Here is an 11,095-nt window from a genome sequence, read left to right on the forward strand (position 1 = left end):
TTGTGGTGGGGCAACGGTTTCTTGGGATCGAATTGCTACCTTTAGGAGAATTTTGCCGCAACCATTCTGGTGATGGCGATATCCGGAGGGGCTCTGATGGCCGAATTTGACACCGCCTGGACGGTCATTATGGCGCTCTTGGTGCTGATCCTGCAATGTGGGTTCCTGTGCTTGGAATCCGGCACCGTACGTGAGAAGAACGCCGCCAATGTCGCGCTGAAAAACATCGCCGATATCTGCCTCGTTGGGACCGTGTTCTGGATCGCCGGATTTGGCCTTATGTTTGGCAGCAGCCTGGGCGGGCTGGTTGGTGTTGATGGCTTTTTTCCGAACCTGTCCAATGTGGTAACGGGAACCGCGGGACGTGTGCCGGATCACGCTCATGTCGGCGATGCTGACCACAGCGGCGGGCTGGAGGCGCATGTCTCCGCAATGTTCCTGTTTCAGACGGCCTTTGCCGCGACGGCGGCGACGATCGTCTCCGGTGCCGTGGCGGAACGGGAGCGGTTTCTGGGCTACATCGCCACCTCGCTGACCCTCGCAGGGTTGGTTTACCCGCTGGTCGGGCACTGGGTGTGGAACCCGGCGGGATGGCTGCGTCAGATCGGCTTCATAGATTTTGCGGGGGCGACGGTGGTGCATAGCGTTGGCGGGTGGACCGCATTGATTGCAGTGCTGTTTCTGGGTCCCCGGCTTGGTCGCTATGGGCACAAGAACCGGTTTTTCGAAGAAAACTCCGTTTCGCTGATGGCGCTGGGGGGCATGCTGCTGTGGATTGGCTGGGGCGCGTTTAATGGCGGTTCCGCGATGGTGTTCAACGCGGATGTGGCGCCGATTGTGGCGCGGACCATGCTGTCCGCAGCCGGGGCCGGGGTGACCTGTATCGTGGTGGGGCTGCTAGTGAACGGCCACATCCGGGCAGAGCTGTTGATCAACGGCATTTTGGGGGGGCTGGTGGCCGGGACCGCTGCGATCCATCTGGTGACCGGACCGGTGGCATTCCTGATCGGTGTTGCAGGGGCGTTGACCGTGATGTTTGTCCGCGACGTATTGGACGCGCTTAAAATCGACGATGTCGTTGGTGCTGTTCCGGTTCACCTGGCAGCGGGAATTGTCGGGACGCTGGCAGTGGCGGTTGCGGTCCCCTATGAGGCGCTTCCGGCGGGCAGTCGTCTTGGTCAGCTCGGCATTCAACTCCTTGGTGTTGGTGCGGTCGGGGCATGGGTATTGGCCACAATGGCGCCGCTTCTTTGGATGTTGAACCACCGCGGTTTGTTGCGCGCCAAGCCACGGGACGAGGTGCGCGGGCTGAACCTTGCGGAAAACAACCAGCGCAACGCGCTTCTGGACTTGCTGGAGGATATGAAACGGCATCAAAGATCAGGCCGGTTCAGCCAGCGCGTGCGGGTAGAGCCATCCACCCGGCTTGGTGCCCTGGCGTATCGCTATAACCGCGTGCTGGATCGCGTTGAGACGGAAATCGCTCAGCGGATTGACGCCCTGCGCCGCGAACGGGATATGCGCGCCATTGCAGAAGACGCGTTCGATGCCATGTGTGAGGCCCAGAAGGAGAGCGCCTGGGCTGCACGCCATGACAAACTGACCGGGATCGGCAACCGGAAATACCTTGAAGATTTCCTCGCCGCCCCGGTTCAGGTGCCGGGGGAGGTGACGCTCGTGATTGCGCTGGACCTGGACCGGTTCAAGGAGATCAATGACACCTACGGCCACGCGGCGGGGGATGCGGTGCTTCAGGTTGTGGCCCGACGGTTGTCAGGCCGGATGCAGGACGGGCGGGATTTTGCCTTTCGCATCGGGGGAGATGAATTCACAGCCTTTGTTCAGGTCTCGGACGGGGGGGCGGAGGCGGAGGAGCTGTGCCAGGACCTTGCCTTTACCCTTCTGGAGCCTTTTTATTATCAGGAGGTGCGTCTGGGGTTCGGGGTGTCGGTCGGGTTTGCCGTCATGGACCCGGGGGAGCCCTTGAAATCCACGCTGCGGCGCGCAGATCTGGCGTTATATGAGGCAAAGTCATCAGGATCAGATCATGTTGTGGCCTATAGCGATGCAATCGGGCAGGCCCACAGCGATAAGATGAACCTGATCCGCGATTTCCGAGAGGCTTTGGAGCGCAACGAGATCACGGCACTGTTTCAGCCGCAGATCGAAGCAAAAACCGGGCGCCTCATTGGGTGCGAGGTGCTGGCACGCTGGCAGCACCCGCATCGTGGTCTGCTGACGCCGGATCTGTTCCTACCCATCGCCGAGGAGATGAACTGCAGCGCAGATCTGGATCTGGCGGTCCTTGATCTGGCCTTGCAGGGCTACTGGGAGCTGCATCGTCAGGGCATTGAATTGCCGGGTATTTCGGTCAATGTCTCCGCTGCCCGTCTGGCTGATCCGCAACTGGTCGCGGAATTGCACAGCCGCGATGACATTCCGAGGGGTGCGCTGACCTTTGAACTGCTGGAAACTGTGTTTCTGGATTCGATCAGCGATGATTACGCGCAGAAGATCGCCATGCTTAAGGATCTGGGCATCAGCATTGAGATCGATGATTTTGGGACCGGTCATGCCAGTATTGCCGGCGTTTTGGCCTTGCAGCCCGATCGGCTCAAGATCGACAGGGTTTTTGCCAGTGAAATTGATCGCAAACCAGCGCGTCAGGACTTGATGCGCGGGCTGATAGAAATGGCAGCCAGTGTCGGTGCCGAGACCGTGGTTGAGGGCGTTGAGACATGGGAGGAGGCCCGGGTGCTCACCACCTTGGGTGCAGATGTACTGCAGGGCTACGTGATTGGCCGACCGATGGCGTTCGAGGATTTGCTGCGCTGGCACAGCGCACGTGAGGGACAGGCTGAGACCGCTGCCGTTCACGATGGGCAGCCCGATGGGAGGCAGGATCAAGGGCAGGATAGGTCCTTGCGCAGCGCAGGATAGGCTCGGCCCTGTATCCTGCGCTGGTGTCGCTGACCGCCGCAGATGCTCCCGCCGAAACATGAGACCCTGCACAAAGGTCTGCGCGTATCCACAGGTTTCTACCGGTTCCAGAACGGGCGAATAATCCGGGCGCGGCTGCGGGTTACCTATGTCGAATCGCGCTGTCTGCCGCCTTCATCGGTTGCCTTGAAGGCGTAGGTGATACCGCATGTCACACAATGGTTTTCGAGTTTGGATGGTTTTAACATACTGATAACTATGTAAAATATATTGTCCTACAATAACATTGATAATGTCGGACAATACTGACATGCTTTTCTGAGACGGGGTTCGGCACAACGCCGACCCAAAGAGAGGCAGAGCATGGCAGCGCGTGATCCGAAACAATTCAGCCACAGCATGGCACCGCTCCCGGCGCGCAGCAGCAGCCGTGATGTTCTGGAAGCTCTGACGCATATGATTGAGGTGGACGGGCTTGGCATCGGTGATCGACTGCCGCCGGAGGTCGATATCGCCCGCCAGCTTGGAATTGGTCGTGCCAAAGTACGTGAAGCGCTGACCGCCTGGCAGAACATGGGCATTGTGACCCGAAACAAGAAGGCAGGCACGCGGCTCGCGACCGAGGTGGTTTCCAACGCCATTCACCTGCCCGTAACGGTCAAGCTGGAGGCCGAGAGCCTGCTGCGCACCCACGCCGTGCGTCGCCCGCTTGAGATCGAAACCGTGCGCTTGGCGACGCGCAATATCACGCCCCATAGTAGCCGTATCATCATGGGTCGCGTGGGTGAGTTGATCGCGATCCACAGTGCCGGGCAGGACTGGCGCGCGGCGGACTATCACTTTCATGAAGCCTTGCAGGAGGCCTGCGGCAATCCGCTGTTCGGTCAGCTGATCCAGCAGATCCAACATGGCTTCAACGAGGTCTATGAGGCGCCGTTCGGCAAGCCGCATCTGGGCGAGGCGTCGATCCCGCTTCACCTGCCGCTCGCCGAAGCTGTGGTGGCCGGTGATGAGAACATGGCGGTGGAGGTCATGGAGCGCATTCTGGATATGGTCGAGGCGGAGATCCGCGAGTCGATGCAGTCGATGATGGAGGGACGCAATGACTGAGGGGCTGGATCTGGCGACATTGATGGCGGCGGTGATGGAGGACGGCAGCGGCGCGATCACACCGCCGATTGTGCAGACGTCGCTGTTCAGCTTTGACAGCTATGAGGCGTTTGAGGACCGAATGGCCGGGCGCAGTAACGCAGCGATCTACACCCGCGTGCAGAACCCGACGGTTGCTGCATTTGAATCACTGATGGCCAAGGCAGAGCAGGGCGAGGCGGCCGTTGGTTTTGCCTCCGGCATGGCGGCGATTTCGTCGACGCTTCTGGCCTTTGTCAAACCGGGGGATCGGATCGCCTGCGTCGAGCATGTCTACCCCGATAGCTACCGGTTCATGGAACGGATGCTGCGGCCATTTGGGGTGGAGATCGACTATTACGCGCCGCATCAGCTGGAAGATGAGCCGGAGCTGCTGAACGGGGTTCGGCTGGCTTATCTTGAAAGCCCCAGCTCGGTCGTGTTTCAGCCGCTGAACCTCAAGAAGGTGACGGCCCATGCCAAACGGCACGGCGTTCTGACGATGATCGATAACTCCTGGGCCAGCCCGGTGTTTCAGAAACCTCTGACACAGGGTGTTGATATCGTTCTGCATTCTGCGTCCAAATACATCTCCGGCCATTCCGATACAGTGGCGGGCGTGGTGGTTGCGGCGCAGCAGTATATTGACCGCATCCGCGATCTGACATTGCCACTACTGGGCGCCAAGTTGGCGCCGTTTGAGGCGTTTCTACTGACACGAGGCCTGCGGACCCTCTCTGCGCGGATGCGCCAGCATCAGGCCACGGCGACGCTGTTTATTGACCGCCTGTCAGCACTGCCACAGGTGCGCCGGGTGCATTCTCCCGGACCGAACGAGGTGCCGGGGCTGACCGGACGCTCCGGGCTGATGGCGGTCGAGTTTGACGACAGCGTGGATATTCCTGCGTTTTCTAATGCGCTTAGCCATTTTCGGTTGGGCGTTAGCTGGGGCGGATTTGAGAGCCTGATCCTGCCAGCCCGTGTCGGGCTTGCACAGATTGGCGAGGAAAATTCGATGCAGCGTTTTGGCGTTTCGCCGAACCTCGTTCGGCTGAACCTCGGGCTGGAGGAGGCCGAGGACCTGTGGGCGGATATCACATCTGCCCTCGCGACCAGCACGGTCTGACAGGGCCGTGTGCACCGTCACACGACAAGGGGAAGGACAAGATGAAAAAATTTCTGACAGGGATCACCACCGCAGCCATGCTGATGGGAAGCGCGGCCTATGCGGAGACAACGCTGAAGCTGGTCGAAGTGATCACCAGCCCGGAACGCACCAAGGTTTTGCAAGGCATAGTCGACGGCTATGAGGCCGCGAACCCGGATGTGACGGTTGAGATTATCAGCCTGCCGTGGGGACAGGCGTTTGAGAAGCTGGCCACGATGGTCGCCGGTGGCGATATTCCGGATGTTGTCGAAATGCCGGATACTTGGCAGGCGCTTTATGCGGGCTCCGGCCAGCTGGCCAGTCTGACTGATCACGTTGCCGACTGGGAGCATGGCGCAACACTGACAGACAAGACGATCGCCATGGGCAGTCAGGCCGGGGATCTCTATATGATCCCTTACGGGTTCTATCTTCGGGCGATGTTCTACAACAAGGCACTGCTGGCCGAAGCCGGGGTTGAGCCGCCGGAAACCATGGCAGACTTTATGGCCGCGTCGGCAGCGGTGTCCGAACTGGATGGCAAATCAGGCTACTGCCTGCGGGGCGGTCCCGGTGGCACCAATGGCTGGGTGATGATGGCGGCCGCGATGAACGGCACCAATGACTTCTTCACCGAGGATGGCAAGAGCCGGATGAATGAGCCCGGATCGGTTGAGGGGATCCAGTTCATGCTTGATCTCTACCAGAAAGGTTACGCGCCGAAGGATGCGGTTAGCTGGGGCTTCAATGAGATCGTGGCCGGGTTTTATTCCGGCACCTGTGCGTTTCTTGATCAGGACCCGGATGCGCTGATTGCGATTTCAGAACGCATGCCAGCCGAGGATTTTGCGGTTATCCCGATGCCTGTCGGACCTTCCGGCAAGGCGTTTCCGACCATCGGTTTTGCCGGTTGGTCGATCTTCAAGGCGACCGAGCATGAGGACAAAGCCTTTGATCTTGTGGCCGCACTGTCCGCACCGGAGGCCAATGGCACTTGGGCCAAGCGCGTCGGTGTGATCCCGGTCCACAAAGGTGCGGACCAGGATCCCTATTTCCAGACGGAGCAATTTGAAGGCTGGTTCAAGGAGCTGAATGGCGCACAGTATGAGCCGACAACCATGCCGACCTATCTGGAGAAATGGGGGTATTTTGCCAGCACTGTGGTTCTGGAAACCAGTCAGGAAGCACTGCTGGGACAGCGCAGCGCGCAGGATCTGGCGGATGAATGGGCAGAATTCCTGACCGATGAACACGCCAAATGGCAGGCAAAGCAGTGATTGCGCGCGCAAAAACAACCGTCGTGTCCGGGGGAACCGGGGCACGACGCTCGCTCTACTGGCAGTATATGGTGGAGCCGTTTCTTTACCTGTCGCCGATGATCCTGTTGATCGGCAGCGTTATGTTGATCCCGTTGATTGTTGGAATTTCGTATTCCTTTCAGTCGATTGAGCTGCTCAACCCCTTTGCTACCGGTTGGGTCGGCTTTGAAAACTATGAAAAGCTGTGGAGCGATCGCAAATTCTGGATCGCGCTGGAGAACACCTTCTTCTGGACCTTCTGGTCGATCTTCTTTCAGTTCTTCCTCGGGCTTGGTCTGGCGATGCTGCTGAATACGCAGTTCTTCGGCAAGAAGCTGTTTCAGGCGCTGGTGTTCCTGCCCTGGGCGGTGCCCACCTTCCTGTCGGCGTTGACCTGGGCCTGGCTGTTTAACCCGGTGATCGGACCGATCCCGCATTGGCTCGCGGCCCTTGGGGTGTTGTCTGAGCCCTATAATATTCTGGGCGATCCTGATCTGGCGATTTGGGGACCGATCACCGCCAATATCTGGTTCGGGGTGCCGTTCTTTGCGATCACGCTGCTGGCCGCACTGCAATCTATTCCGGGGGAGCTGTATGAAGCGGCAGAGATCGATGGCGCAACACCCTGGCAGAGTTTTACCAAGATCACGCTGCCGTTTCTGGCGCCGATGATTGCCATCACAGTGATGCTGCGGACGATCTGGATCGCCAATTTCGCGGATCTGATCTTCGTGATGACCGGGGGTGGTCCGGCCAATTCGACGCAGATCCTGTCCACCTATATTTTCACCACTGCGTTCCGCAAATTGGACTTTGGCTATGCCTCGACCATTGCGGTGGCGCTGTTGATTATCCTGTTGGCCTATGCTGTCATCCTGCTTTGGATGCGCAAGCGGCTGGTCAAGATCTGAGGTTTTCCCATGGGTTCTGTCGCACGCTCAAGCAGCCGTCATCCGGCACTTGCGTTCGGGAAATATGCCGCCATCGCCTTCTATCTGGGCTTTGCGCTGTTCCCGCTTTACTGGCTGATGAAAATCGCAATCACACCGGATGCGTTGATCTTCTCAGAGGGCACGCGGATGCTGCCGTCCGCCGTAACGTTCGAGAATTTCGCCACGGTGCTGTTTGAGACCGAGTTCCTTGCCTATTTCCGCAACTCGCTGACAGTATCGCTGGGGACTGCGTTCTTTACCACGCTGATTGCCGCCGGGGCGGGCTATGCTTTTTCGCGGTTTGTCTTTGCGGGCAAGCGGATCATCATCGCGGTGATGCTGATCACCCAGATGTTTCCGCTGCTGATGATCATTGCACCGATCTACAAGATCGTGGCCGACCTCGGGCTGCTGAATTCGCTCACCTCGCTGATCGTGGTTTACACCGCGTTCAACATCCCGTTCGCCACCTTCCTCATGCAATCCTTCTTTGACGGGATCCCGAAGGATCTGGAAGAAGCCGCGATGATGGATGGTTGCTCGCGGTTTCAGGCGTTGCGCACGGTTGTGTTTCCGCTGACGCTGCCGGGGCTGGGGGCCACGCTTGGGTTTGTCTTCACCGCCGCGTGGTCTGAGCTGCTGTTTGCGCTGATGCTGATCTCGAAAAATGACGCGATGACTTTCCCGGTCGGGCTGTTGACCTTTGTGTCGAAATTCTCGGTGGACTGGGGACAGATGATGGCGGCTGGCGTGCTGGCGCTGGTGCCGAGCTGCCTGTTTTTCATTTTCATACAACGCTACCTCGTGCAGGGCCTCACGTCCGGCGCGGTCAAGGGATAGGGGGCCGGATCATGGCACGGATCGAACTCAGAGATGTGGCGAAACGCTATGGCGCCGTCGAGGTGCTGCGCGATATCAATCTTGATATTCAGGACGGTGAATTCATCGTCCTGGTGGGGCCATCGGGCTGCGGGAAATCTACGCTGCTGCGGATGATTGCGGGGCTGGAGCCGATCACCTCCGGTGATTTCGAGATCGACGGGCAGCGTATGAATGACGTCCGCCCGCGTGATCGCGATATTGCGATGGTGTTTCAGTCTTATGCGCTCTACCCGCATATGGATGTGGCGCGGAATATGGGTTTCTCCATGGAGATCCGCAAAGATCCCGCAGAGGAGCGCCGCTCCCGCGTTGCCAGAGCGGCGGAGACACTAGGGCTTTCATCTTTGGTTGATCGCCTGCCCAAGGCATTGTCTGGCGGTCAGCGACAGCGCGTTGCCATGGGGCGCGCCATTATCCGAGATCCACGCGCGTTCCTGTTTGATGAGCCGCTGTCCAATCTGGACGCTGCATTGCGCGTTGAGATGCGGCTGGAGATTGCCCGGCTGCATAAACAACTGGGCGCCACCATGATTTATGTGACCCACGATCAGGTGGAGGCGCTGACCCTCGCCGATCGCATCGTGGTGTTGAACGGCGGCGATATTCAGCAGGTCGGCTCGCCGCTTGAGCTTTATGAACGCCCCGCCAACAAGTTTGTCGCGCAGTTTATCGGCTCACCCACAATGAATATTCTCCCGGTGTCCGGTGCGGCCTCTGGCGTGATGGCGACAAATGGGATGATGCTGACGCTGGATCATATGCACGACACGGCTGCAGCGGTTGAGCTGGGCATCCGGCCTGAACATCTGGATGTGGTCGAGCCGGGCGAGGGGCATCTGATCGCTGTCGCCGATGTGGTGGAGCGCTTGGGCTCTGACACCAATATTTATGCCAAAGTGGACGGGCTTGGGCCGCTGATGGTCCGTAAGCACGGCAATGTTCCGGTCCGGAGCGGAGAGCGTCTGGGCTTGCGCGTGCAGGCCCAAAATGCGCATATTTTCGATGATCGCGGCATTGCCCTCAGGCCTGCAGCCTGAGCCGTTTCGATCGCGACCCTGGCAGCAAAAGGAGAGCAGCCGATGAGCACCCATTCCGCAGTCGGAGATCTTTCCGCGCCCGGGGCCTGGTTGGAGGATACGGGCCATCAGGCCTATCTGATTGCAGATGCCAGACGGCAGCTGGATTTCTTCGCAGGCAGTCTGCGGGCGGAGCCGGGGTTTCACACTCTTGATGCAGCTGGTCGGCCCTTGCCGGATGACAAGCAGGAGCTGCATACCACCACACGGTTGGTCCATTCCTACGCGTTGGCGCATATCTGCGGTTATGCAGGTGCGGAGCAGATGATCGATCACGGTATGGCCTATCTCAACAGTCACCACCGCGATCAGATTCATGGCGGATACCTGTGGGCGCTGTCCGGTGATGCCATCGCGGATGATCGCAAGCTGGCCTACGGTCATGTCTTTGTCCTGCTGGCTGCGGCCTCGGCGAAACTGGCTGGGCATCCCGGTGCCGATGCCTTGCTAAGTGATGTGGCGGAGGTTCTGGATCAGCGGTTCTGGGAGACGGGGCCAAAACGATTTGCCGACGAATGGAACCGCGACTGGACACCGTTTTCGACCTATCGCGGGATGAACGCCAATATGCACGGGGTGGAAGCGTTGCTGACGGCATATGAGGCCACCGGTGAGACGGTGTTTCTGGACCGCGCAGGCCATATCCTCGATTTTTTTGTGGGCGAGGTTGCGTCCGCGGAGGGCTGGCGCCTGCCTGAGCATTATACTGAGACCTGGCAAATCGACCGCACCTATGCCGGGGACCCAATGTTCCGGCCTGCTGGGACCACCCCTGGCCACTCCTTTGAACTGGGGCGGTTGATGTTGCAGCACTGGGATCTGGCAGGGCGACGCGATACGGGCGCTCCGACGCGCGCACGCAGCCTGATTGAACAGGCACTTGCCGATGCCTGGTTAGCTGATGGTGGTTTTGCCTATACGCTTGATTTTGAAGGCAAGGTCGCGATGCGTAACCGGTTCTGGTGGCCGGTGACAGAAGCGATTGGTACCGTCGCTACGCTTGTGAAACTGGACGGCAGAGACGAAGACGAGCAATGGTATCGCCGCCTCTGGGGATTTGCGCAGGCGCATTTCATCGATGAAGACCGCGGCGGCTGGTTTCCTGAAATTGATGGGAACGGACAGGTGACGCGGACGATCTTTACCGGGAAGCCGGATATCTACCACGCATTACAGGCCTGCCTGCTGCCACTGGGGGCACTGCCGCTGGGCCATGTGGCGGGGCTGAAGAAATTGCCCGCGCCGCTGTTGTCCTGAGCGGGGCCGGAGGCGCCTCAATCGAGTACCCGGCGCGCTTGGCAGAACGCGCTACCCTGCACTGGTCAATCGCGGCAAAATACGGACGTACAGAGACCAAAAAGGGCTTAGCGTATACACGCTAAGCCCTTGAAAACTTTGGCTCCGGCGGTAGGGATCGAACCTACGACCAATTGATTAACAGTCAACTGCTCTACCGCTGAGCTACGCCGGAATGTGGGGCTGATATATGGCCTCCGTTCTGGCGCGTCCAGAGAAAAAATGCGCTGGTTTCAAATTTTTTCGCTCCGGGGAACAGATCATTGCGCCAATGGTCAGAGACCCAAACTTGCCACGATGCCGCCGGGCAATCCTTGATGGTTTGACACCTTTCGCCGATCAATGCCGGAGTGCGCTGTCAGCCTACTGCCGACGCTGAAACTATGGTAGGCTCAT

Annotated in this window: 8 protein-coding genes and 1 tRNA gene; 8 read left to right on the forward strand and 1 reads right to left on the reverse strand. The window is 59.1% G+C overall.

Annotation, left to right across the window (positions count from 1 at the left end; genetic code table 11):
• Nucleotides 1-96 precede the first annotated feature (96 nt).
• The 8 genes from INHI_RS0107435 (at nt 97) to INHI_RS0107470 (ending at nt 10,660) form a co-directional block, all read left to right on the forward strand.
• Nucleotides 97-2,940 (forward strand): EAL domain-containing protein, encoded by a 2,844-nt coding sequence (locus tag INHI_RS0107435; protein WP_027247254.1) that lies wholly within the window; start codon nt 97-99, stop codon nt 2,938-2,940.
• A 363-nt stretch (nt 2,941-3,303) separates the two neighbouring features.
• Nucleotides 3,304-4,050, forward strand: a complete 747-nt coding sequence (locus tag INHI_RS0107440; protein WP_027247255.1) for a FadR/GntR family transcriptional regulator — start codon at nt 3,304-3,306, stop codon at nt 4,048-4,050.
• Nucleotides 4,043-5,194, forward strand: a complete 1,152-nt coding sequence (locus INHI_RS0107445) for an aminotransferase class I/II-fold pyridoxal phosphate-dependent enzyme (protein ID WP_027247256.1) — start codon at nt 4,043-4,045, stop codon at nt 5,192-5,194. The genes INHI_RS0107440 and INHI_RS0107445 overlap by 8 nt, the downstream gene beginning before the upstream one ends.
• Nucleotides 5,195-5,235: 41 nt before the next feature.
• Entirely contained in the window at nt 5,236-6,492 is a 1,257-nt protein-coding gene (locus INHI_RS0107450; protein ID WP_027247257.1) for an ABC transporter substrate-binding protein, read from the forward strand.
• Nucleotides 6,474-7,424, forward strand: a complete 951-nt coding sequence (locus INHI_RS0107455; RefSeq protein ID WP_014874771.1) for a carbohydrate ABC transporter permease — start codon at nt 6,474-6,476, stop codon at nt 7,422-7,424. The genes INHI_RS0107450 and INHI_RS0107455 overlap by 19 nt, the downstream gene beginning before the upstream one ends.
• Before the next feature lie 9 nt (nt 7,425-7,433).
• Nucleotides 7,434-8,285 (forward strand): carbohydrate ABC transporter permease, encoded by an 852-nt coding sequence (locus INHI_RS0107460; RefSeq protein ID WP_014880078.1) that lies wholly within the window; start codon nt 7,434-7,436, stop codon nt 8,283-8,285.
• Nucleotides 8,286-8,296: 11 nt separating this feature from the next.
• Complete coding sequence (locus tag INHI_RS0107465; RefSeq protein WP_014874769.1) at nt 8,297-9,364, forward strand: ABC transporter ATP-binding protein; 1,068 nt, start codon at nt 8,297-8,299, stop codon at nt 9,362-9,364.
• Between the two features lie 42 nt (nt 9,365-9,406).
• On the forward strand, nt 9,407-10,660 hold the full coding sequence (locus INHI_RS0107470) for an AGE family epimerase/isomerase (protein WP_027247258.1): 1,254 nt from the start codon (nt 9,407-9,409) through the stop codon (nt 10,658-10,660).
• A gap of 139 nt (nt 10,661-10,799) precedes the next feature.
• Here the strand turns inward: INHI_RS0107470 and INHI_RS0107475 are convergent.
• Nucleotides 10,800-10,874, reverse strand: a tRNA-Asn gene (locus INHI_RS0107475).
• Nucleotides 10,875-11,095: the final 221 nt, after the last annotated feature.

It is taken from the genome of Phaeobacter inhibens DSM 16374 (genome assembly GCF_000473105.1).
Classification (GTDB): Bacteria; Pseudomonadota; Alphaproteobacteria; order Rhodobacterales; family Rhodobacteraceae; genus Phaeobacter; species Phaeobacter inhibens.